19 protein-coding genes and 1 tRNA gene are annotated in these 23,115 nt (G+C 73.6%); 7 read left to right on the plus strand and 13 right to left on the minus strand.

Annotated features, from left to right (window positions below):
• Positions 1-165: 165 nt before the first annotated feature.
• Entirely contained in the window at positions 166-3,438 is a 3,273-nt protein-coding gene (locus ACIQCH_RS08605) for a S41 family peptidase (protein WP_402579356.1), read from the plus strand.
• 175 nt (positions 3,439-3,613) lie between these two features.
• On the opposite strand, the gene ACIQCH_RS08610 is transcribed toward ACIQCH_RS08605, so the two are convergent.
• Genes ACIQCH_RS08610 through ACIQCH_RS08620 form a run of 3 tightly spaced genes read right to left on the minus strand, consistent with a single transcriptional unit; the run spans position 3,614 to position 6,989 of the window.
• Positions 3,614-4,498 carry an SDR family oxidoreductase gene (locus ACIQCH_RS08610; RefSeq protein WP_402579358.1) on the minus strand — a complete coding sequence of 295 codons (885 nt, stop codon included), beginning with the start codon at positions 4,496-4,498 and terminating at the stop codon, positions 3,614-3,616.
• Complete coding sequence (locus tag ACIQCH_RS08615) at positions 4,495-5,421, minus strand: alpha/beta fold hydrolase (protein WP_402579360.1); 927 nt, start codon at positions 5,419-5,421, stop codon at positions 4,495-4,497. The genes ACIQCH_RS08610 and ACIQCH_RS08615 overlap by 4 nt, the downstream gene beginning before the upstream one ends.
• Positions 5,418-6,989: a flavin-containing monooxygenase gene (locus ACIQCH_RS08620; RefSeq protein WP_402579362.1), complete on the minus strand. Its 1,572-nt coding sequence runs from the start codon at positions 6,987-6,989 to the stop codon at positions 5,418-5,420. The genes ACIQCH_RS08615 and ACIQCH_RS08620 overlap by 4 nt, the downstream gene beginning before the upstream one ends.
• 155 nt (positions 6,990-7,144) lie before the next feature.
• Between ACIQCH_RS08620 and ACIQCH_RS08625 the strand changes: the two genes are divergently transcribed.
• On the plus strand, positions 7,145-7,903 hold the full coding sequence (locus ACIQCH_RS08625) for a MerR family transcriptional regulator (protein WP_402579364.1): 759 nt from the start codon (positions 7,145-7,147) through the stop codon (positions 7,901-7,903).
• A 31-nt stretch (positions 7,904-7,934) separates the two neighbouring features.
• Here the strand turns inward: ACIQCH_RS08625 and ACIQCH_RS08630 are convergent, their stop codons facing one another.
• On the minus strand, positions 7,935-8,732 hold the full coding sequence (locus tag ACIQCH_RS08630; protein ID WP_402579366.1) for an exodeoxyribonuclease III: 798 nt from the start codon (positions 8,730-8,732) through the stop codon (positions 7,935-7,937).
• 112 nt (positions 8,733-8,844) lie between these two features.
• On the opposite strand from ACIQCH_RS08630, the gene ACIQCH_RS08635 reads away from it, so the two are divergent.
• Positions 8,845-9,366 carry a GNAT family N-acetyltransferase gene (locus ACIQCH_RS08635; RefSeq protein WP_402579367.1) on the plus strand — a complete coding sequence of 174 codons (522 nt, stop codon included), beginning with the start codon at positions 8,845-8,847 and terminating at the stop codon, positions 9,364-9,366.
• Positions 9,367-9,381: 15 nt separating this feature from the next.
• On the opposite strand, the gene ACIQCH_RS08640 is transcribed toward ACIQCH_RS08635, so the two are convergent.
• From ACIQCH_RS08640 to galU, 8 genes are all read right to left on the minus strand, one after another.
• Positions 9,382-10,116 carry a maleylpyruvate isomerase family mycothiol-dependent enzyme gene (locus tag ACIQCH_RS08640; RefSeq protein ID WP_402579369.1) on the minus strand — a complete coding sequence of 245 codons (735 nt, stop codon included), beginning with the start codon at positions 10,114-10,116 and terminating at the stop codon, positions 9,382-9,384.
• 98 nt (positions 10,117-10,214) lie between these two features.
• Positions 10,215-10,288, minus strand: a tRNA-Ala gene (locus tag ACIQCH_RS08645).
• Between the two features lie 137 nt (positions 10,289-10,425).
• Positions 10,426-11,508: a hypothetical protein gene (locus ACIQCH_RS08650; RefSeq protein ID WP_402579371.1), complete on the minus strand. Its 1,083-nt coding sequence runs from the start codon at positions 11,506-11,508 to the stop codon at positions 10,426-10,428.
• Between the two features lie 152 nt (positions 11,509-11,660).
• The gene (locus ACIQCH_RS08655) at positions 11,661-12,266 is read right to left on the minus strand and encodes a GNAT family N-acetyltransferase (protein ID WP_402579373.1); all 606 of its coding nucleotides are present in this window, start codon (positions 12,264-12,266) and stop codon (positions 11,661-11,663) included.
• A gap of 17 nt (positions 12,267-12,283) precedes the next feature.
• Positions 12,284-12,772: a molybdenum cofactor biosynthesis protein B gene (locus tag ACIQCH_RS08660; RefSeq protein WP_402579526.1), complete on the minus strand. Its 489-nt coding sequence runs from the start codon at positions 12,770-12,772 to the stop codon at positions 12,284-12,286.
• 119 nt (positions 12,773-12,891) lie between these two features.
• On the minus strand, positions 12,892-13,371 hold the full coding sequence (gene moaC / locus ACIQCH_RS08665; protein WP_402579375.1) for a cyclic pyranopterin monophosphate synthase MoaC: 480 nt from the start codon (positions 13,369-13,371) through the stop codon (positions 12,892-12,894).
• Positions 13,372-13,442: 71 nt separating this feature from the next.
• Positions 13,443-14,777: a gephyrin-like molybdotransferase Glp gene (glp, locus tag ACIQCH_RS08670; RefSeq protein ID WP_402579377.1), complete on the minus strand. Its 1,335-nt coding sequence runs from the start codon at positions 14,775-14,777 to the stop codon at positions 13,443-13,445.
• A 4-nt stretch (positions 14,778-14,781) separates the two neighbouring features.
• Positions 14,782-15,684, minus strand: coding sequence for a UTP--glucose-1-phosphate uridylyltransferase GalU (gene galU, locus ACIQCH_RS08675; RefSeq protein ID WP_402579379.1), 903 nt, complete (start codon positions 15,682-15,684; stop codon positions 14,782-14,784).
• Between the two features lie 83 nt (positions 15,685-15,767).
• On the opposite strand from galU, the gene ACIQCH_RS08680 reads away from it, so the two are divergent.
• Positions 15,768-16,367: a 5-formyltetrahydrofolate cyclo-ligase gene (locus ACIQCH_RS08680; RefSeq protein ID WP_402579381.1), complete on the plus strand. Its 600-nt coding sequence runs from the start codon at positions 15,768-15,770 to the stop codon at positions 16,365-16,367.
• Between the two features lie 104 nt (positions 16,368-16,471).
• On the opposite strand, the gene ACIQCH_RS08685 is transcribed toward ACIQCH_RS08680, so the two are convergent.
• Complete coding sequence (locus tag ACIQCH_RS08685) at positions 16,472-19,282, minus strand: penicillin acylase family protein (protein WP_402579383.1); 2,811 nt, start codon at positions 19,280-19,282, stop codon at positions 16,472-16,474.
• Positions 19,283-19,475: 193 nt separating this feature from the next.
• On the opposite strand from ACIQCH_RS08685, the gene ACIQCH_RS08690 reads away from it, so the two are divergent.
• The 3 genes from ACIQCH_RS08690 to ACIQCH_RS08700 all read left to right on the plus strand — a co-directional run bounded on the left by ACIQCH_RS08690 (position 19,476) and on the right by ACIQCH_RS08700 (position 23,052).
• Positions 19,476-21,065: a potassium/proton antiporter gene (locus ACIQCH_RS08690; RefSeq protein ID WP_402579528.1), complete on the plus strand. Its 1,590-nt coding sequence runs from the start codon at positions 19,476-19,478 to the stop codon at positions 21,063-21,065.
• Positions 21,066-21,341: 276 nt separating this feature from the next.
• Positions 21,342-22,691, plus strand: a complete 1,350-nt coding sequence (locus tag ACIQCH_RS08695) for an MFS transporter (protein ID WP_402579385.1) — start codon at positions 21,342-21,344, stop codon at positions 22,689-22,691.
• Positions 22,692-22,758: 67 nt separating this feature from the next.
• Positions 22,759-23,052: an FmdB family zinc ribbon protein gene (locus ACIQCH_RS08700; protein WP_402579387.1), complete on the plus strand. Its 294-nt coding sequence runs from the start codon at positions 22,759-22,761 to the stop codon at positions 23,050-23,052.
• Positions 23,053-23,115 lie beyond the last annotated feature (63 nt).

A 23,115-nucleotide genomic window follows, 5' to 3' on the forward strand; every position in this document is an offset into this window, starting at 1 on the left:
GAAACGAAACCGTTTCGTTTCGTTCTCGAGGTGGGCTCCGTCACGTCTCCGGCGGGACCGCGTCCCGGCTCCGCTCCGTACGCGCCCCCGCGCGCCCCCGCCCGCGCCCCCTCGCGTTCGCCTGTACGAGTTGCCGGGCCCCCCGGGCGCGGAAAGCATTTAGGGGTGAGCCACGACCTCGCGTACCTCCGGTTCCCGCACCTGCACGACGACCTCCTGTGCTTCACCGCCGAGGACGACCTGTGGGTCTCCCCGCTGGTCCCCGAGGGGGAGCCACCCGGCCGGGCCTGGCGGCTCACCGTCGACCGCACCCGCGTGGGCCACCCCCGCTTCTCGCCGGACGGCAGCCGGATCGCCTTCACCACCTGGCGCAGCCTCGACCCCGAGATCCACCTGGTCCCCACGGCCGGCGGCACGGCCCGGCGGCTGTCCTACTGGGGCTCCACCGACACCCGGGTCTGCGGCTGGACCCCGCCCGACGAGGACGGCCACAGCGACATCCTGGCCGTCTCCTCGCACGGCCAGCCCTTCTCGTACTACTCGTGGGCCTACACCCAGGCGACCGACGGCAGCCCCGGCAAGCGCCTGCCCTGGGGCCCGGTCTCCGACATCGCCGTCGGAGAGCTCGACGGGGAGCGCAGGACCCTGCTGCTGACCGGGAAGCCGCCGCACGAACCCGCGGCGTGGAAGCGCTACCGCGGCGGCGCGACGGGCCGGTTGTGGCTGCACGGCGAGCGGCTGCTGCCCGACATCGGCGGGCACCTCGACTGCGCGATGTTCGTCGACGGCCGGATCGCCTTCCTCTCCGACCACGAGGGCATCGGCAACCTCTACTCCTGCCTGCCCGACGGCACCGACCTGCGCCGGCACACCGACCACGACGAGTTCTACGCCCGGCACGCCTCCAGCGACGGCCGCCGCGTGGTCTACCAGTGCGCCGGCGACCTGTGGCTGGTCGACTCCCTCGCGCCGGAGGCCGGACCGCGCAGGCTCGCGGTCCGGCTCGGCGGCGCGCGCACCGGCCGGCGCACCTACTCCGTGCCGGCCGCCAGCCACGTCGACTCCGTCTCGGTGGACACCACCGGACGGGCCAGCGCGGTGGTGGTCCGCGGCTCGCTGTACTGGCTCACCCACCGCGACGGCCCGGCCCGCACCATCGCGGACACCCCCGGGGTCCGGGTCCGGCTGCCGGAGATGCTGGGCTCGGCCGGCCAGGTCGCGTACGTCACGGACGCCGAGGGCGAGGACGCGATCGAGATCGCCTACCTGCCCCGCGCCAGCGGGGACCGGGAGCCGCGCCGGCTCGCCTCGGGCGACCTGGGGCGCGTACAGGAGCTGGTCTCCGACCCGGACGGGGAGCGGCTGGCCATCGCCTCGCACGACGGCCGGCTGCTGCTCCTCGACGCCACCGAGGACTCCAACGGGGAGGTCAGCGAGCTGATCCGGTCCACCAACGGGCCGGTCCGCGACCTGTCCTTCTCCCCCGACGGCGCCTGGCTGACCTGGTCGCACCCGGGCATCGGCCGCTCGCTGCGCCAGATCAAGATGGCCCGCATCGCCGGCCCCGGCGCACGCGTCGTCGTGGACGTCACCAACGGCCGCTTCGAGGACGAGAACCCGGTCTTCACCCGGGACGGCCGCTACCTCGCCTTCCTCTCCTGGCGCGGCTTCGACCCGGTGTACGACGTCCACACCGGCGACCTGTCCTTCCCGCTCGGCTGCCGCCCGTACCTCGTCCCGCTCTCCTCCGCGACGCCCTCGCCCTTCGCGCTGCTGCCCGACGGCCGGCCGGCGGCCGGCGGTCTGGACCCGACGGAGAACGAGGGCGCCGACGGCGCGGTGACGGTCGAGATCGAGGGCCTGGAGAACCGGGTCTTCCCCTTCCCCGTGACCGCCTCCAAGTACTCCGCGCTCTATCCGGTCAGCGGCGGCGGCCTGGTGTGGATGCGCTGGCCCATCTCGGGCGCGCTCGGCGAGACCTTCGCGAACCCCGCCGACGTCTCCGGCAAGCCGAGCCTCGAGCACTTCGACATCACCAAGGCACGGAAGACCGAACTGGTCGGCGACCTGGACTGGTTCTCGGTCAGCGGGGACGGCTCCCGGCTGGTGGTGGCCGACGACGGCGACCTCAAGGCCGTGCCCGCCACCGAGTCCGGCGACGGTGACTCCACCGTCTACCTCGACCTGCGGCGGATCCTGCACGAGGTGGACCCGGCCGCCGAGTGGCGGCAGGCCTACGAGGAGGCCGGGCGGCTCATCCGCGCGTACTTCTGGGAGCCGGACATGTGCGGGATCGACTGGGCCGGGGTGCTGACCCAGTACCGGCCCCTGGTCGAACGCGTCGCCTCCCCGGACGAGTTCGCCGACCTGCTGCGCGAGGTGCTCGGCGAGCTCGGCACCTCGCACGCGTACGTCTCCCCCGCCCGCCGCAACGAGGGCCCGCCGCACTACCAGCGGGCGATGGGCCTGCTCGGCGCCAACCTGATGCCGCACGACGGCGCCTGGGTGGTGCGGCGGATCCTGCCCGGCGACTCCTCCGACTCCAAGGCCCGTTCGCCGCTGGCCGGGATGGGCATCCGCGAGGGCGCGGTCCTCACCCACGTCGACGGCCGCCCGGTCGACCCGGTCGCCGGCCCGTTCCCGCTGCTGGCGGCCGCCGGCGGCACCACCGTCGAGCTCACCTTCCAGCCGGCCGAGGGCACCGGCCGCTCCCGCCGGGTGGCGATCGTGCCGCTCGTCGACGAGCGGCCGCTGCGCTACCAGGACTGGGTGGCCAAGCGGCGGGCCGTGGTCCGCGAGGTCAGCGGCGGCACCTGCGGCTACCTGCACATCCCGGACATGGGCGGCTCGGGCTGGGCCCAGTTCAACCGGGACCTGCGCATGGAGGTCTCCCGGCCCGCCCTGATCGTGGACGTGCGCGGCAACGCCGGCGGCCACATCAGCGAGCTGGTCGTCGAGAAGCTCACCCGGCGCATCCTGGGCTGGGACCTCACCCGCGACGCGCAGGCGGTGTCGTACGCCTCCAACTCCCCCCGGGGGCCGGTCGTGGCCCTGGCCGACGAGGCCACCTCCTCCGACGGCGACATGATCACCGCGGCCTTCCGGCTGCTGGGCCTGGGCCCCGTGGTGGGCCAGCGGACCTGGGGCGGGGTGGTCGGCATGACGGGGCGGCACACCCTCGGCGACGGCAGCGTGATCACCGTCCCGATGAACGCGGCCTGGTTCGACGCGTACGGCTGGTCCGTGGAGAACCGGGGCGTCGAGCCGGACCTGGAGATAGAGCGCACCCCGCTCGACTGGGCCGAGGGGCGGCACGCACAGCTCGACGACGCCGTCCACCTGGCGCTGGAGCTGCTCGAGCAGCATCCCGCGTCGGTGCCGCCGGGCTACGACGACGTACCCGACCGGCGGCGTCCGAAGCTGCCGCCGCGAGCCTGAGGAGGCTGCACCACCGGGCGTCACTGATCGAGATGCGTGCCGCACGCCCCCGTGCCAGGCTGGGGACCGGCTCTTCGGAGCCGGGACCGACTGCTACCGGTCCCGTACGCACGCGCGCCGAGGGGCGCGGCCGTTCCGGAACGGCCGCGCCCCTTCCGCACGTCCGGGCCGCCCGTCAGGCGCGGGGGGAGCGCTCCTGCTCGTCCGCGGCCCCGCCGGCCCCGACCAGCCCGGTGCGCACCGAGCCCATCCGCCCGTCGAAGCGCCGCACCTCGCGCTGGCCCACGGTTCCGATGAGCCCCGGCAGGTAGCCGCGCACCGGCTGCATCCCGCGCAGCCACCACTGCGCGTACACGTGCGCCGAGCGCCGCTCGACGCCCGCCACGATCCGGTCCACGGCCGGGCCCAGCGGATACGTGCGGTTCGCCGGCCACGGCAGCCGCTGCCGCAGCTCGCGCATGACGTCGTCCTGGTCGGCGCCGCGCACCATGTCGGTGTCGGTCCACGACAGGTAGCCCACGCCCACGCGGACGCCCTTGTGGGCCACTTCGGCGCGCAGGCTGTGCGCGAAGGCCTCGACCCCGGACTTGGAGGCGCAGTACGCGGTCATCATCGGCGCCGGGGTGATGGCGGCCAGCGAGGCGATCTGGAGGAAGTAGCCCCGGCTCTCCATCAGGACGGGCAGGAAGGCGCGGGCGGTAACCGCCCCGCCGATCAGGTTGACCTCGATGACGCGGCGCCAGGCGTCCGGGTCGGAGTCGACGAACGGGCCGCCCGCCGCGACCCCGGCGTTGGCGACCACGATGTCCACCTTGCCGAAGCGCTGCTTGACCTCCTCCGCGACCCGGGCCATGGCGGCGTGGTCGGTGACGTCGGCGTGCCAGTGGTCGCTGTCGGTGTGCAGCCGCTCCGAGACCTCCTTGAGGGCCTCCGGCTCCAGGCCGACGAGCGCGATCCGGGCGCCGCGGGCGGAGAGCTTGCGCGCCAGCAGCTCGCCGACCCCGCGCGCGGCGCCGGTGACGACGGCGACCTGGCCTTCCAGACTCCTGCGTGCGCTCACGGCGTCTCCTCCTTGGCGGGTACGTACTCGGCGGCGAGTTCGGCGATCGTGCGGGTGACGGCCTCGGGGGCCTCGACGGGCGTCATGTGGCCCATGCCCGCGAGTTCGGTCAGGCCCACGCAGCGCGGCAGCGCGGCGGCCAGGCCGCGGGCGTGCACGACCGGGGTGAGCCGGTCGGCGGTGCCCACCAGGACGGCGGCGGGTACGCCGAGGGCCTTGACCCCGGCGTCCAGGTCGAGCTCGGCCAGCACCTCGGACCAGCCGTGCCGGACCGGGGTCGGGCAGCCGTGCACGATCCGGGCGCAGGCCTCGACCCGCGCGGGTGCGGCGCCGGGTCCCATGGTGGCGTACCGCAGGACCTTCTTCCCGACCGGCGTGACCGGGCCGAGCGGGGCGCGCGAGCCCAACACGGCGCGGGTCAGCCGGGAGCGCACCCGGCCGGCCGGGCCCGGTACGACCTTGGCCTCGTCGGTGAGGCGGGCGCTGCCGGTGCTGCACAGCAGGACGGCGGCGGCGTGCTCGGCGAACTCGGGCCGGCGGGCCGCGGCCATGACCGTCATGCCGCCCATGGAGTGGCCGGCCACCACCGCGCGCTCGCCCGGCGCGAGGGCCGCCCCGAGGACGGCGACCAGGTCGTCGGCGAGGGTGTCGGTGCTGTAGCGGCCGGGGGTGGCCGGGCTGCGGCCGTGGCCGCGCTGGTCGTACGCGATGACGCGGTGGGTGGCGGACAGCGCGCGGATCTGGGCGGCCCAGAACGCGGTGGAGCAGGTCCAGCCGTGGGCGAGGACGACGGCCGGGGCCGTCTCGGGGCCGTGCACCTCGACGTGCAGGCGGGCCCCGTCGGCGGAGACGGCGGTCAGCTCGCGGGCCGGGGCGGGCGGGGCGTAGGGGCCCTCGGTGACGTGGGCGGGACGGCGGCTCACGCGGCGCTCCCCTCGGCGGTCCTGGCGGCCTCGGCGGTCGCGGCGGTCGCGGCGGTCGCGGCCGGCTTCGCCGCGGACGCCTGGGCCGGGAGCCGCTTCCCGACGCGCTGGATCTCGTACTCGCCCAGGTCCACGGCCCGCGTCTCGCGCCGGAACTCGCCCGTCGTGCCGGGCCACACCGTCGTGTTGCGCCCGTTCGCGTCGAGGTACCAGCTCGTGCAGCCGCCCGTGTTCCACACGGTGCGCTCCATGCGGGCCTGCACCCTGCGGTTCCAGGTGTGCACGGCCGAGGGCCGGGCCGCCAGGGCCACGCGACCGCCGAGGACGTTCAGCTGGCGCACGTAGTCGGCCATGTAGTTCAGCTGGGACTCGATCATGAGGATCATCGAGCTGTTGCCGAGGCCGGTGTTCGGGCCGATGATCGTCATCCAGTTCGGGAAGCCGGCGGCCGTCGCGCCGCGCAGCGACTGCATCCCGTCCTTCCAGGCCTCCGCGAGGGTGTGGCCCTCGGCGCCCACCACCCGGTCGGCGATCGGCATGTCGGTCACGTGGAAGCCGGTCGAGAAGATGACGGCGTCGACCTCGGTCTCGGTACCGTCGGCGGCCACCAGCACCGAGCCGCGGACCTCCTTCAGGCCGGAGGCCACGAGGTCGACGTCGGGGCGGGCCAGCGCCGGGTAGTACTCGCTCGACAGCAGGATCCGCTTGCAGCCGATCCGGTAGTCGGGGGTGAGCTCGGCCCGCAGCTTCGGGTCCTTGATCGCCCGCGCCATGTTCTTCTTCGCCAGGGCCTCGATGAAGCCGAGCTGGTTGGGGTGCTTGGTGAAGGCGCCGACCTGGAGCTCCCGGATGCCCCACAGCAGCCCCCGGCGGGCGGCCCGGGTGAACGGCAGCTGCCGGTGCAGCCACCGCTCCAGCCCGCTGATCGCGCGGTCGGTGCGCGGCAGCACCCACGGCGGGGTGCGCTGGAAGAGCGTCAGCCGGGCCACGTCCCCGGCGACGGCCGGGACGATCTGGATGGCGGAGGCGCCGGTGCCGATCACGGCCACGCGCTTGCCGCGCAGGTCGTAGTCGTGGTCCCAGCGGGCGGAGTGGAAGACCTTGCCGGGGAAGGTGTCCAGCCCCGGGACGTCGGGCATCTTGGGGTCCGACAGCGGTCCGGTCGCCGAGACCACCACGTCGGCGGTGAAGTCCCCGCCGGCGGTCTCGATCTCCCACCGCAGCTCCTCGGTGTCCCAGCGCATCATCCGCACTTCGTGGTTCAGCCGGATGTGCGGACGCAGCCCGAAGGTGTCGGCGACGTGCTCCAGGTAGGCGCGGATGTGCGGCTGGCCGGAGAAGGTGCGCGGCCAGTCGGGGTTCGGCGCGAAGGAGAACGAGTAGAGGTGCGAGGGCACGTCGCAGGCGCACCCCGGGTAGCTGTTGTCGCGCCAGGTGCCGCCGACCGAGTCCGCCCGCTCCAGGACGACGAAGTCGGTGATGCCCTCGCGGCGCAGCCGCACCGCGGCCCCGAGGCCTCCGAATCCGGATCCGACAACCGCCACTCGTACGTGCTCGCGCTCGGCCATGCCGCCGCCCTCCCGCAGTCCGCGACTCTGCCAGCAATCACTGGCACGATGGAGCGTAGAGCAGCTCCGTACTCATGGGTAGGGGGTCCGCGCCGGAAAGTTACCGGCGGTACGGGACTGCCCTGGCCCGGCCCGCGACCGCTTAGGCTGCGGGTGTGTCGGAACATGAGGCGGAACCCGGCGGCGCGGAGCCCAGGGGCACGGTACGCGAGTACCGGACGGAGGAGCTGGCCGATGCGGCCGGGATCACGGTGCGCACGCTGCGCTTCTACCGGGAACGCAAGCTGCTGCCGCCGCCCCGCCGCGAGGGCCGGATCGCCTGGTACGACGACCACCACCTGGCCCGGCTGCGCACCATCGCCGCGCTGCTGGACCGCGGCCACACCCTGGGCGGCATCGCGGAGCTGACCGCGGCCTTCGAGAACGGCCGGGACGTGAACCAGCTCGGCGAACTGCTCGGCCTGGACGGCGACGGCCTCGGCTGGTCCGAGGAGACCCCGGTGCGGCTGACGCCCGAGGAGCTCGCGGACTACTTCGAGGGCGAGGTCACGCCGGAGAACCTGGCCGCCTCGCTGGACCTCGGCTACCTGGCCGTGGACGGCGACGAGATCGTGCACGTCAGCCGCCGCCTGCTGGACGTGTCCTCGGCGCTGGTGCGCGAAGGGGTCCCGCTGGCGGTCGTCCTGGAGACCGGCCGCCGGGTGCGCGAGCACGCCGAAGCGCTGGCGACCCTGTTCACGGACCTGATCGCGACCCACGCCGCCACCGCGGGCGCGGCGGCCGACGGCCCGGCGGACCCGGAGTCCCTGGCGAAGGCGGTGGACCGGCTGCGGCCGCTGGCGAAGAGCGTGGTGGAGGCGGAGCTGTCCATGGCGATGGACCGCCGCCTCAGGCCGCCCGCAGCCGGCTCCTGACGCGTTCGGTCGGGCCCCGGCCCCGGCCGGCCTACCGGTCGTAGACGACCGTCACCGGGGCGTGGTCGGACCACCGCTCGGGGTGCGTCTCGGCGCGCTCGACGAAGCCCTTGACCGCCCTGGCCGCCAGGCCGGGGGTCGCGACCTGGAGGTCGATGCGCCAGCCGGCGTCGTTGTCGAAGGCCCGGCCGCGGTAGGACCACCACGAGTACGGCCCCGCCTGCTCGGGGTGCAGGGCCCGGACCACGTCGACGTACCCGGCCTCCTCGTACACCCGGCCGAGCCACTCCCGCTCCTCGGGCAGGAAGCCGGCGCTCTTGCGGTTCGTCTTCCAGTTCTTGAGGTCGGCCTCCTGGTGGCAGATGTTCCAGTCGCCGCAGACCACGACCTCGCGGCCGCCGGCGGCCGCACGCTCCTTGAGGCCCTTCAGGTAGGGCAGGAACGCGCCCATGAACCGGTACTTCTCGTCCTGCTTCTCGGTGCCCGCCTCGCCCGAGGGCAGGTAGAGGCTCGCGACCGTGACGCCGGGCAGGTCGCACTCGACGTACCGGCCGCTGCCGTCGAACTCGTCGCTGCCGAAACCGACCTGCACGCGCTCGGGCGCCCGGCGGGTGTAGAGGGCGACCCCGGCCCGGCCCTTGGCCGCGGCGGGGGCGAACACGGTGTGCCAGCCCTCGGGGTCGCGCACCTCGTCGGGGATCTGGCCCGCCTCCGCCCGGACCTCCTGCAGGCAGATCACGTCGGCGTCGGTCCCGGCCAGCCACGGGACCAGGCCCTTCTTGGCGGCCGCGCGGATGCCGTTCACGTTGACGGTCGTCACAGTCAGCAACACAAGCTCCCCAGATAGCGCAAAACGGGTGCAGCCTACCCGCGCGCCTCCGGGGAAGGGGGGCCGTCTCAGCCCTCGGGCCGACCCGATCGCCCCTCAGTACGATGTTCGAATGCCTCAGGAGACCCGCCGCCGGAACATCACCATCCGTCCCAGCACGTACGACCACCCCGACGCGGTGCGTCTGAACGACCAGGTGCAGCTGGAGTACGCCGAGCGCTACGACGGCGAGGGCGACGAGACCCCGCTCGACCCGACGATGTTCGCCGCACCGAACGGGCAGTACCTGCTGGCGTACGACGAGGCGGACGGCCAGCCCGTCGCGAGCGGCGGCTGGCGCGCCCAGGAGCGCAACGAGGAGGGCTACTCCGACGGCGACGCCGAGCTGAAGCGCATGTACGTCGTGCCCGGCGCCCGCGGCCTCGGCCTGGCCCGCCGCATCCTCTCCGAACTCGAGGACTCCGCCCGCGCCGCCGGCCGCGTCCGCATGGTCCTGGAGACCGGCGACCAGCAGCCCGAGGCCATCACCCTCTACCTCTCCAGCGGCTACGACTTCTGCGACAAGTTCGGCTACTACCGCTTCTACGACTCCAGCCGCTGCATGGCGAAGCCCCTGGCGCAGCCCGGCTCCTGACCGCGCCCCGGGGCGTCAGCCCCAGCCGGGCACCGGCGCCTGCGGCCACGGCGGCGGAACGGGCGGCACGCCGCCCGCCGGCTCGACCACCAGCCCGTCCGTCCCCGCACGCCCGCTGAGCCAGCCGAGCAACGCGTGTCCGCGCCCGGTGACCACGGGCCCCGGGGAGCCGCCCGGTGTGAGCTCCCACCGCCGCCCGAGGTCCGTCGCGGCCACGGCCCGGACCGCGAAGCCCCGGGCGCGCAGGGCGGCGACCGTGCCGTCCAGCGCCCAGCCGACGTAGCCCGCGGGCCAGTCGGCGGTGCCGTACCCCACGTCCAGGTCGACGAGATGGGTCTCCAGCTCGCGCTGGCAGCGGCGCAGCAGGAACCAGGCCGGGTGCCGGTACCCCGCCAGCGCGGTCACCGGCACGGCCCACGCCCGCTGCGGCATCGCCCGGGCCTCGCGCCCGAAGCCGTCCAGGGCCCGCCGCACGTGTGCGGCCAGTTCGGCGGCCGGCGCCCCGACGGCCCCGGCGGGCCCCCGGTCGGATTCCGGCGCCGGCCCGGGTGCGGCCACCCCCCGCGCGCCGCGCAGCAGCCGTACGTAGGCGTCCGCCGCCGCCGCGACGTGAGCGACCACGTGCCCCCGGGTCCAACCGGGCAACCGCACCGGCGCCGGCACGTCCGCGTCGGTCAGCCCCGCGGCGGCCGCCGCGAACCGCTCCGCCGCGGCGGCCACTTCCGCCTGCAGCCCCGCCGTGTCCTCCACAGCACCCTCCGGCCCCGGAAACGCCGAGATCCCGCTCGGTCTTTCGACCGGCGGGATCTCGTGACGTTTCCCGGTAGCTATCCGAGAACTGTCGTTTGTGGACCTGTGGGGATTTGAACCCCAGACCCCCTCGATGCGAACGAGGTGCGCTACCAGACTGCGCCACAGGCCCTTGCGACGTGTGAAACATTAGCAGGTGATCCGCGCGGCTCCAAAATCCGCTCCCCCGCAGGTCATCGAGCGGGAGACGAAGGGCCCCCGCGGCGGCGGGGAGCCGTCGGCGGGGGCCGGGTGGAGCGGGGCGCCGTGTCACTCGTTGGCGGCGCGGGGGCGGTTGTCGGGGTCGAACTGGTCGAAGAGCGGGGTGCGGCCGCGGTCGCGCGGGCGGCGCGGGGGCGCGGGGCGCTGCTGGCCCGGCGCGGCCCCCGGCTCTCCGGGCTGCGCGGCACCGGTCGGCTGCGGGCCGCCCTTCGCCGGAGCGGTGCCGGGCGGGTTGCCCGGCCGCACTTTCAGGCGCGGGTCGGTGGGCTCGGCCGTCGAGGAGCGGGCCGGGCTCCAGCCGTCCGCCACGGACGGGCCGGTCGCGCGCGGGGCCACCGGGGCCGTCACGTACGTCGGCAGCGGCACCGGCACCGGCTCCCAGCTGTCGCCGCGCGCCGGACCGCGGCCGCGCTCGCGCTGCTGGTCCACCCACTCGGCGTGGTCGGTCTGTTCGACCAGTGCGCGCCGCCCGGCCTCCTGGGGGGAGACGGCGGGCGCCGGCTCGGGCTCGGCGGACCGTACGGGCGCGTCGCCCGGCTCGACGTCCGGGCCGGGGTGCCGGCGGCTCTCGCGGAGCCGCTGCGCGGCCGCCTCCGCCCGGCGCCGGTCCATCGTGAACGCGAACCGCCGCCGCTCCTGCACCCGCAGGTAGACGATGTACGAGCTGAGCATGACGGCCGGGGCGGCCGGGGCCCACAGGAACCGCAGTCCGCCCACCGCCGCCACGACCGCGCCGAGGGTGAAGCCGAGGAAGAGGAGCGCCGTGGTGCGGCGGCGTCGGGCCAGCACCTTGGTGCGCTGGATGCGCCGGGCCCGCTCGGCCGTCAGGACGGCCGACTCGGGCCGGGTCGGGGGCACGACGGAGTCCCGGACGTCGACGTCCACGGAACTGATCGCTTCCGTGACGGCGTCCGGCTCCACGCGGGGCTCCGCCACCTCGCCGCGCTCACGCAGGTCCTTGGCGTAACGGCGCTCCATCCCCGCCCGGCCGGACAGCAGCCGGATGGCGGTGGAGAAGCGTTCCGTCGGACGGGCCTCGTTCAGCTCGTCCTGCCTCCGGAGCCACATCGGCACCAAGTAGGCGGCCCAGGCCCCGACAATGACTGCGTAGATGAGGCCGCTGCTGCTCACACCCCACACGGTAGAGGGGTCCGGGCGACCGCATCCGCCAATTGGGCCGGTGTGTCGCACGATCCGGCTGATATCACCGACTTTTTTTGTGATTCTTCGGATCAGGTTATGGGTGAATCGGAATCCGGCCGACCGTAATTCGAACAGATTTTTTATTTATGCGGGGTGCCGGGACGGGCCACGTGCCACCGGTGCAGCATGCCCTCCGGGACCTCGTCGGCGGTGAGCGCGAAGACGAGGTGGTCCCGCCAGGCGCCGTCGATGTGCAGGTACCGGGGCCGCAGCCCCTCCTCCCGGAATCCGAGTTTCTCCACCACCCGCCGGCTGGGGCCGTTCTCGGGGCGGATGCACACTTCGATGCGGTGCAGGCCGACCGTGCGGAAGCAGTGGTCGACGGCGAGGGCCACGGCCGTGGGCATGACACCGCGGCCGGCCACGTCCTGGTCGACCCAGTAGCCGACGTGGGCGGCGCACATGGAGCCCCAGGTGATCCCGGCGACCGTGAGCTGGCCGACCAGCCGGCCCTCGTACTCGATCACGAAGGGCAGCATCCGGCCCGCGGTGGCCTCGGCCCGCAGGTGGCGGACCATCTGCCGGTAGGTGGGCCGCTGGATGACCGGACCCCAGGGCGCGGGCGGCGGGATGGTCGCCTCCCACGGGCGCAGCCACTCGCGGTTGCGGCGGTTGACCTCGCGCCAGGCACGCTGGTCGCGCAGCCTTATCGGCCGGAGGACGACGTCGCCGTCCGCCAGCACCACGGGCCAGGAGGGGCGGTTCAGCTCGGGCTCCCCGGTCTGGGGTGGTCGCCGCCGCGGATCTGGTCGACGGCGTGCGGGAGGATCCGCTCCAGTACGGCCAGTCCGTCGCGCACGCCGCCGGTCGAGCCGGGCAGGTTGACGATCAGGGTGCGGCCGGCGACGCCGGCCAGGCCGCGGGACAGGGCCGCGGTGGGCACTTTGGCCAGGCCCTCGGCACGGATGGCCTGCGGGATGCCGGGCACCTCGTAGTCCAGGACGCGGGCGGTGGCGTCCGGGGTGCGGTCGGTGGGCGAGATGCCGGTGCCGCCGGTGGTGAGGATGACGTCCACGCCGGCCGCGACGCCGTCCCGCAGCGCCTGCTCGACCGGGTCGCCGTCCGGCACCACGCGGGGGCCGGAGACGTCGAAGCCGAGCCGCGCGAGGCTCTCGGCGAGCAGCGGGCCGCCCTTGTCCTCGTACACGCCGGCCGCGGCGCGGTTGGAGGCGGTCACGACCAGGGCGCGCATGACCCGGGCGGGCTCGGCGGGGGGCTGCTCGGCCCAGGCCTCGCCGGCCACGGGGGGCTCGCTCCCGACGGCCGGGACGGGGCCGTGGCTGTGGCTGTGCACCTCGGCGCCGCGGGGGGTCACGACCGGCTCCAGTCGCCGGACTTGCCGCCGGTCTTCTCCTCGACCCGGACGTCGGTGATGACCGCGCCCTTGTCGACCGCCTTGACCATGTCGACGACGGTGAGCCCGGCGACCGCGACGGCGGTGAGGGCCTCCATCTCCACGCCCGTGCGGTCGGAGGTCTTCACGGTGGCCAGGATCTCCACGGCGTCGTCGGCGACCGTGAGGTCGACCTTGACGCCGGAGACCGCGAGCGGGTGGCACAGCGGGATCAGGTCGGGGGTCTTCTTGGCCCCCATGATCCCGGCGATGCGTGCGGTGGCGAGGGCGTCGCCCTTGGGGACGCCCTCGCCGCGCAGCAGCTCGATCACCCGGGGCGAGACGAGCACGCGCCCGCTGGCGCGCGCCGTGCGGGTGGTCACGGCCTTCTCGGACACGTCGACCATGCGGGCCGCACCGGCCTCGTCGATGTGGGTCAGCTTGCTCTCGGTACTCATGTGCTGTGCCGCTCCCGTCCGGGCCCCGCAAGGGCCTGTGTGGGCGACACGGTACCCGCACCGACGGGGGTTCAGCCGAGCAGGACCACCTCCAGCTCGGCCCCGGGCTCCACGGAGGTGACGTCCTCGGGTACGACGAGCAGGCAGTCGGCGTGGGCCAGCGCGGCGATCAGGTGCGAGCCGGAGCCGCCCACGGGGCTGACGGTGCCCGCGGCCGGGTCGTACGCCCCCCGCAGGAACTGGCGGCGGGCGGCCGGGGAGGTGAGCGCCTGGTCGGCCTTCAGGACGGCGCGGACGCTGGGCCGGCTGACGTCGGGCAGGCCCATCAGGGTGCGGATGGCCGGCCGGACGAACAGCTCGAAGGAGACGTACGAGGAGACCGGGTTGCCGGGCAGGGCCATCAGCGGGGTGTGGTCGGGGCCGACGGAGCCGAAGCCCTGCGGCTTGCCGGGCTGCATGGCGAGCTTGCGGAAGTCGACGCCGCCGCCGGGCTCGTCCTCGTCGCCGACGGCGGACAGGGCCTCCTTGACCACGTCGTACGCCCCGACGCTGACGCCGCCCGTGGTGACGAGCAGGTCGGCGCGGACCAGCTGGTCCTCGATGGTGGCGCGCAGGCCGTCGGCGTCGTCGGCGACGGCCCCGACGCGGTAGGCGATGGCGCCGGCGTCGCGGGCGGCGGCGGCCAGGGCGAAGCTGTTGGAGTCGTAGATCCGGCCCTCGGTGAGCGGTTCGCCGGGCTGGACGAGCTCGCTGCCGGTGGACAGGACGACGACGCGCGGGCGGGGCCGGACCCGGACCGTGCCGCGTCCGACGGCGGCGAGCAGGGCGATCTGCGGCGGTCCGAGGACGGTGCCGGCCTCGAGGGCGAGGGAGCCGGCCCGCACGTCGCTGCCGCGCGCGCGGACGTGCGCCCGCGCCTCGGCGGCGCGGTGCACGCGGACCTCTCCCTCGGCGCCCTCGGGGGCCTGGCTGGCGGCCGTCATGCCGGTGGCCGCGCCGCCGCCGGTGCCGCCGTCGGTCCACTCGACGGGGACGACCGCCTCGGCGCCCGGCGGCAGCGGCGCGCCGGTCATGATCCGGGCGGCCTCGCCGGGGCCGACGGTGGGCAGCTCGCCGCTGCCCGCCGCGACGTCGCCGACGACGGTCAGCACCGCGGGGAACTCCTCGCTCGCCCCGGCGACGTCCGCCACCCGGACGGCGTACCCGTCCATGGAGCTGTTGTCGAAGGGCGGCAGGGCGACGGGCACGGTGACGTCCTCGACGAGGACGCATCCCTGGGCGTCGAGCAGTTGGAGCTCGATCGGTTCCAGGGGGCGGACGGCCGCGAGGATGTCCGCCAGGTGCTCGTCCACCGACCAGAGCCGCTGCGGGCCGGCGCCGGTGTCCTGCGGTGCGGTGCTGCTCAAGGTGCTACATCTCCTCGGTGACGTAACTGCGAAGCCAGGTCCGGAACTCGGGGCCCAGGTCCTCACGTTCGCACGCGAGTCTGACGATGGCCCGCAGATAGTCTCCCCGGTCCCCGGTGTCATAGCGGCGGCCCTTGAAGACCACCCCGTGCACCGGGCCCCCGACGGTCTCGTCGGCGGCCAGCTTCTGCAGGGCGTCGGTCAGCTGGATCTCGCCGCCGCGGCCCGGCTCGGTCTCCCGCAGTATGGCGAACACCGCGGGGTTCAGGACATACCGTCCGATGATCGCGTAGTTGCTGGGGGCCTCGCCGGGGCCCGGCTTCTCGACCAGGTCCGTCACCAGGACGACGTCCTCGTCCTCGGTGGGCTTCACGGCCGCGCAGCCGTAGAGGTGGATCTGGGCGGGGTCGACCTCCATGAGGGCGATGACGCTGCCGCCGGTGCGGCCCTGGGTCTCGACCATCCTCGACAGCAGCGGGTCGCGCGGATCGATCAGGTCGTCGCCGAGGAGGACCGCGAAGGGCTGGTCGCCGACGTGCGGGGCCGCGCACAGCACCGCGTGGCCCAGGCCGCGCGGGTCGCCCTGGCGGACGTAGTGCATGGTCGCCAGGTCGCTGGACTCCTGGACCTTCTTGAGCCGGTCGTCGTCGCCCTTGGCCTGCAGGGCCGACTCCAGCTCGTAGTTGCGGTCGAAGTGGTCCTCCAGCGGCCGCTTGTTGCGGCCCGTGATCATCAGCACGTCGTCCAGCCCCGCCGCCACGGCCTCTTCGACCACGTACTGGATCGCCGGCTTGTCGACGACCGGCAGCATCTCCTTGGGGGTGGCCTTGGTCGCCGGCAGGAACCGGGTACCGAGCCCGGCGGCCGGGATGACAGCCTTGGTGATCACATGGTGCGACTGAGTCATGGGGCGCACGATAGCCGCTGCACATGTGCTGAACGTTATGTTCCGGTTGATGTGCGGCCGATTCGAGAAGGGTTGACGAGCCAGTGGTCAGCGATCATTCCGCCAAGGCGGACCTGCGGCGCGAACTGCTCGCCGCCCGCCGCGCCCTGACCCCCGCCGCGGCGGCCGAGGCGGCCGAGCGGATCGCCGAGCGCGCCCTCGGCCTGCCCGAACTGGCCGGGGCCGGGACCGTCGCGGCGTACGTCTCCGTCGGCACCGAACCCGGTACCCGGGCCCTGCTCGACGCGCTGCGCGGGCGCGGCAGTCGCGTGCTGCTGCCCGTACTGCTTCCCGACAACGACCTCGACTGGGCCGCGTACGAGGGGCCCGGCAGCCTCGCCGAGGTCGCGCATCCGGGCAAGATGCGGCTGCTGGAGCCGGCCGGGCCGCGCCTCGGGCCGGACGCGGTGACCGGGGCCGACGCGGTGCTGCTGCCCGGGCTCGCGGTGGACGGCCGGGGCATGCGGCTGGGGCGGGGCGGCGGCTCGTACGACCGGGTGCTCGCGCGCCTGGCGGCGGCCGGGGCCCGGCCGCCGCTGGTGGTGCTCCTCTACGACGACGAGGTCCTCGCGCGGGTCCCGGAGGAACCGCACGACCACCCCGTGCAGGCCGTGGCGACGCCGTCGGGCGTCCGGCGCTTCTGAAGGCACCGGTGCACAATGCGCCGACGCCCGGCGGAGGGGGTCCCTCCGCCGGGCGTCGGCGTCTCGGCGTGCGCCGCGCTCCGGACCGGTGCGCGGCGGCCGCCTCACGGCTTGAGGACCAGCGTGTCCTTCGTCGCCTTGTCCACGGCCGCCTTGCCGAAGGACCAGTCGAGCAGCTCGCCCTTGGCCCAGAGCTCCGTCTGGTCCGTGTAGTGGCCGTCGTAGGTGTGCCCCGAGGCCCCGGTCAGGTTGATCCAGCGGGACTTGTCCAGGTCCTTGAGGTTGACGACCATCCGCATGGACGGGACCCAGGTGACCCCGTAGCCGGAGGCCGCGTTCCAGCCGGTGGCGTTGACGGTGGCCTCGCCGCCGCCGAGGTTCCACGGGCCCCGGTTGAGGAGCCACTGCATGAAGCCGGGGCCCTCGGTGCCGATCGTCTGGTTCTTGAGGGTCAGCCGGTGCAGGCGGCCCCAGCTCCAGGTGCTGACGTCCTTGCCGAGCTTGGCGGTCAGCTCCCAGCGGGCGTCCTTCATCGCGCGGGCGAAGAGCTGGTCGCGGGTGGTGGTCTCCTTGTCGAGGCGGGTCGCCGGGGTGTGCCACCACTCGGACTTCTCGTCCTTGACGAGGCGGCGCACCACCTCGAACCAGCGGTCGCCGCCGTCCGGCTGCGCCGAGTCCTCGCTGCGCTCGCCGCACTCCTGGACGAGCTCCGACAGGTCGTCGGCCGGGCCGCTGCTGTCCGCGGCGCGGACGCTCAGGCAGCTGCCCTCGACCCGCAGCTCCTTGGGCAGCTTGTTGCCGAAGGCCAGCTTGAGGATGTTGCGCCAGACCGCGTTGAAGTAGGCGGCCGCGCCGGAGTCCGGCTCCTGGGTGTAGTTCCAGCCCTCCAGCAGCTTCTGCGCCTCGCGGACGTAGGGGTCCGAGACGGGCAGCTTGGCCAGGATGGGCGTGAGGAGCGCGGCGATCTCGCTGCTGTTGTCCGCCTGCATGGTGCGCATGTCGTCCGTCGAGATCTTGCCGCTGTCCTTCAGCTTGGCCTCGATCAGGTCGTTGATGCGCTGGCTGCGGGCGCCGTAGCCCCAGTCGGTGGTGAGGTGGTACGGGTACCCGGCGGCGGTGTTCTTGCCGTCCTCGTCGGCCTCGCCGGCCAGGGGCGCGGCGCTCTTTATGACGGCCTGGTTGGCGGTGACGATGTAGCCGCGCTTGGGGTTGCGGTCCCAGGGGAGCTCGTCCTGCGGGATGTACTTCTTCCAGTTGTACTTCGAGTCCCAGCCCGGGGCCGGCACGCTGCCGTCGCCGGCGCCGCGCACCGGGATGCGGCCGGGTGCCTGGTAGCCGATGTTGCCGTACTCGCCCTTGCTGTCGGCGTAGATCAGGTTCTGCGAGGGGACCTCGAAGTCGCGGGCGGCGGCCCGGAACTCCTGGAAGTCCTTGGCGCGGTCGAGCTTGAAGACGGCGTCCATGGACTTGCCGGGGTCCAGCGCGGTCCAGCGCAGCGCGACGCCGTAGCCGTTGCCGCGGTCGGGCGCGGAGGCGGAGACCGGGGCGCGCTCGCCGACGGTGGCGAGCTCGTCGCTGCGGTCGGAGATCAGCGGGCCGTTGTTGGTGGTCCGCACGGTGATCCGCTTGCTGGCGCCGCCGGCGACCTTGATGACCTCCTCGCGGGTGCGGAAGGGCACGGTCCTGCCGTCGACCACGTAGCCGTCGGGCCTGACCTGCTCGAGGTAGAGGTCGCTGACGTCGGCGCCGAGGTTGGTCATGCCCCAGGCGATGTCCTGGTTGTGGCCGATGACCACGCCGGGCATGCCGGAGAAGGTGAAGCCGGCGACGTCGTACTGGCAGGCGGCGGAGACGGTGCGGCAGTGCAGGCCCATCTGGTACCAGACGGAGGGCAGCTGCGGGGAGAGGTGCGGGTCGTTGGCGAGCAGGGGCTTGCCGGTGGCGGTGTACTTGCCGGAGACGACCCAGGAGTTCGATCCGATGCCGCTGCCGTTGGGGCCGAGGATGGCCGGGACCTTGTCGATGGCCTCGGACAGCGAGGACAGCTGGGTGCGCAGGCCGAGGCCGGCGCCGCCGAGCGAGCTGCCCGTGGCGGAGGAGCCCGCGCCGGAGCCCGAGCCCGAGGCGGAGCCCGAACCGGAGCCGCCCTTGGGGTCGTACTTCTCGGTGGCGGAGTCGACGCCGCCGCCCTCGACGATCGGACGGTTCCGGTCGAAGGGGTAGGGCGGGTAGAGCTCCTCGATCTGCTCCTTGGTGAGGCGGCTCGTCATCAGAGAGCGGTCGATCTCGTCCTGCATGTTGCCGCGCAGGTCCCAGGCCATGGCCTTGAGCCAGGCCACGGAGTCGACCGGGGTCCACGCCTCGGGCTGGTAGTCGTCGCTCAGCTTCAGGGCGGCGTGCTCGACGGACAGGTCCTTGCCGGAGCGGCCCTTCAGCCAGGCGTTGACCCCCTCGGCGTACGCCTGGAGGTACTTCTTCGTCTGGGGGGAGAGCTTGGTGTCGTACTCGGTCTGCGCGATCCGGCGCCAGCCCAGGGTGCGCAGGAAGGCGTCGGTCTCGACCTGGCCGTCGCCGAACATCTCGGACAGGCGACCGGAGGTCAGGTGGCGACGCACGTCCATCTCCCAGAACCGGTCCTGGGCGTGCACGAAGCCCTGTGCGCGGAAGAGGTCCTCGTCGTTGTCGGCGTACAGCTGCGGGATGCCGTGGTCGTCGCGCTTGACCTCGACCTGGCCGGCCAGCCCCTTGAGCTGGATCGTCCCGGCGGTCTGCGGGGCGGAGGCACGGACGCTGTCCACGGTCCAGTACGCGCCGTAGCCGAGCCCCGCGAGCAGCGCCAGGACCAGGAGGAGCACGATCAGACGGGCGCGTCGTCCCTTCTTCTTGGCGGAAGGGGCGGATTCGTTCGCGGGCATCGCTGTCCTTCGTCGGGCAGGGTGGTCCTGGGAGTGCTGGGAGCAACCTTAGGCGCAGCACCCCGCCCGTTCGGACGCGGTGTCAGGCAGTTCCTCGAACTGGCGTTTCACAATGTGGCAATCCAGTCAAGAAATCGTCAAAGATTAGGTAAGGTAACGAAGTACTAGGCCACGCCGTCGCGCCGGTGAAACGATCCGGCGACCGACCCGGGGGAAGGACTGCCCGCTGACCGTCCACCAGCTCAACGAGCTCCTGCTGGTCTCCTCGCTCGTCCTGCTCGTCGCCGTGGCGGCCGTGCGCGTCTCGTCACGCAGCGGCCTACCCAGTCTGCTCATCTACCTGGGACTGGGCGTCGCCATCGGACAGGACGGCATCGGCGGGGTCATCTTCGACAACGCGGAGCTCACGCAGGTCATCGGCTATGCGGCACTGGTGGTGATCCTCGCCGAGGGCGGTCTGGGCACGAAGTGGAACACGATCCGGCCGGCCCTGCCGGCCGCCGGCTCGCTCTCCCTCGTCGGCGTCGCGGTCAGCGTGAGCGTGACGGCCGCGGGCGCGCACTACCTGGTCGGGCTGGACTGGCGGCAGGCGCTGCTGATCGGCGCCGTGGTCTCCTCCACGGACGCGGCGGCGGTCTTCTCCGTGCTGCGCAAGGTGCCGCTGCCCTCGCGGGTGACCGGTGTACTGGAGGCCGAGTCGGGCTTCAACGACGCTCCGGTGGTCATCCTGGTCGTGGCCTTCGCCGCGGTCGGACCGGTCGACGAGTGGTACGTGCTCGTCGGCAAGATCGCCCTGGAGCTGACCATCGGCGCCGCCATCGGCCTGACCGTCGGCTGGCTGGGCGCGTACGGACTGCGGCACGTGGCACTGCCGGCCTCGGGCCTCTACCCGATCGCCGTCATGGCCATCGCCGTGGTGGCGTACGCCGCCGGCGCGATCGCCCACGGGTCCGGCTTCCTCGCGGTCTACCTGGCCGCGATGGTGCTCGGGAACGCGAAGCTGCCGCACTGGCCGGCCACCCGGGGGTTCGCCGACGGGCTGGGCTGGATCGCCCAGATCGGCATGTTCGTGCTGCTCGGCCTGCTGGTCACCCCGCACGAGCTGGTCGACGACTTCTGGCCGGCCGTCCTGGTCGGACTGGTGCTGACGCTGGTGGCGCGGCCGCTGGAGGTCATGGTCAGCCTGCTGCCGTTCCGCATACCGTGGCGCGAGCAGGCGCTGATGTCGTGGGCGGGTCTGCGCGGCGCGGTCCCGATCATCCTGGCCACGATCCCGCTGGTGACCGGGATCGAGGGCAGCGACCGGGTCTTCAACATCGTCTTCGTGCTGGTCGTCGTCTACACGCTGGTGCAGGGGCCGACGCTGCCCTGGCTGGCCCGCAAGCTCGACCTCGGCACGGACCGCGCGCCGACCGACCTCGGCATCGAGTCGGCGCCGCTGGAGCGGCTGCGCGGGCACCTGCTCTCCTTCTCCATCCCCGAGGGCTCGCGGATGCACGGCGTCGAGGTCAGCGAGCTGCGGCTGCCGGCCGGGGCCTCGGTGACGCTGGTCGTGCGGGACGGCAAGAGCTTCGTTCCGCTGCCGGCGACGGTGCTGCGGCGCGGGGACGAGCTGCTGGTGGTGGCCACCGATCCGGTACGGGACGCGGCCGAAGCCAGGCTGCGGGCGGTGGCACGCGGTGGCAAGCTGGCCGGCTGGCTGGGCACCGGAGGGAACGAAAACGGTGGCGGAGTCTCGAATTCCGGTGGATCTAGAGGCCGGAACAGGCGAACAACCCATTAATCCTAGGTGAAGCTGCCCATTTGTCGGCGGAATCACAAGGGCACGGTGTGCCATGTGCCTGTACCATGGGGGCACACCTATATCGAACCAACTCTGCCTGACGCAGAGCTGGCGCGACCGCTCGGCGGCCGTGGCCCTCCTCCCGCAGTGGTGGGCCCAGGTATCACTCGGTTCTGCGCATGAGGACAGCTCTCGGGGCTCCCGCATACGGGCACCGCTCACAAAGCGGCGCCGTCGCAGCCGGGGGGCTCTACCAGGCGGCAGAAAGGCAAGGCCGTGGCATCCGCGGTCACGACCGAGACGTCCCGTCCGGGCTACGGACAACTCCTGCGCACGCCCGGCGCCCTCAGCTTCGTGCTCCCGGGGTTCGCCGCCCGGCAGCCGTTCGCGATGCTGACGATCAGCATCGTCCTGCTCGTGCAGCACACCACCGGCTCGTTCGGCAGCGCCGGCATCGTCGCCGCCGTCACCGGTGTCTCCATGGCCCTGTTCGCCCCGCAGATGGGCAAGCTGGCCGACCGCTTCGGCCAGAGCGCCGTCCTGCTCCCGGGCGTCCTCGCGCACGCCGCCGCCGTGAGCGCGCTGACCGCGCTCGCGCTGCTGGGTGCGCCGCTGTGGGCGCTGGCGCTGGCCGCCGTACCCGCGGGCATGTCCGTGCCGCAGGTCGGCCCCATGGTGCGGACCCGCTGGGCCGCGCGCCTGGAGCCGGGCTCGCCGCTGCTGGCGACCGCCGCCGCCTTCGAGTCCGTGACGGACGAGTTCACCTTCGTCGTCGGCCCGGTCCTGGCCACCGCGCTGTGCACCGGCGTGCACCCGGCCGCCGGCCTGGCCACCGAGGCCGCCCTGACCCTGCTCGGCGGCCTGCTGTTCGCCGCGCAGCGCGCCACCCAGCCCAAGCCGGTCGGCCGGACGGCCGCGACCGGTGAGAAGCACGCCTCGGCGCTGTCCGTGCCGGGCGTGCGCGTCCTGATCGTCGCGTTCCTGGGCATCGGCGCGGTCTTCGGCGGCATGCAGGTCTCGCTGACCGCGTTCTCCGAGGAGATCGGCAACCCGGGCATGAACGGCGTGCTGTACGGCGTCTTCGCGGCCGGCAACATGATCGCGGGCATCGCCTGCGGTGCGATCGCCTGGAAGATCGGCCCGCGCCGCCGCCTGATCCTGGGCTACGCCGCCCTGACCGCGGCCGCCTCGCTGCTGTGGACCGCGCACTCCGCCGTCCTGCTCGGCGGCCTGGGCCTGCTGGTCGGCCTGTCCATCGCCCCGGCGCTGATCACCGGCTACACGCTGGTCGAGAAGCTGGTGCCGGCCGCGACCCGCACCGAGGCCTTCACCTGGCTGACCGGCGCCGTCGCACTGGGCCAGGCCGTCGCCGTGACCGTGGCGGGCCGGCTGGCCGACGCGCACGGGTCCGGCGCGGGCTTCCTGGTGCCGCTGGCGGCCACCGGCCTGGCCCTGGTGACCCTGCTGGCGCTGCGCGCCAAGCTGGCGCCCAAGGCGCCGAGCCGGATCGTGGGCGCATCGGCGCCGACGGCCGCCGAGCCGGTCGCGGAGCCGGTCGCGGTGCGGGCCGTGCAGCGGTCCGCCGAGCGTGGTGTCGGTCACCGCGTGCCGGTGACGGTGGACTGAACGGTCGGAATACGTCACCATGGAACGTCGTTAGCACTCATCGAGTCAGAGTGCCAGGAGGAAATTCGTGCCGACCTACCAGTACCAGTGCACCGAGTGCGGCGAAGGCCTCGAGGCGGTGCAGAAGTTCACCGATGACGCCCTGACCGAGTGCCCGAACTGCAAGGGACGCCTCAAGAAGGTGTTCTCGGCGGTCGGCATCGTCTTCAAGGGCTCCGGCTTCTACCGCAACGACAGCCGCGGCGCGTCGTCGAGCAGCACGCCGGCCTCGAAGCCCGCGTCGTCCTCGTCGAGCACCACCACGGCCTCGACGTCGAGCTCCGGCTCTTCGAGCGCTTCGAGCAGCAGCTCCGCGGCCTGACCCGCGCACCACGCCTTGCGAAGGCCCCGCCTGTCCTCCGGGACGGCGGGGCCTTCGGCGTGC

The organism is Streptomyces sp. NPDC093225 (assembly GCF_044753805.1).
Taxonomy (GTDB): Bacteria; Actinomycetota; Actinomycetes; order Streptomycetales; family Streptomycetaceae; genus Streptomyces.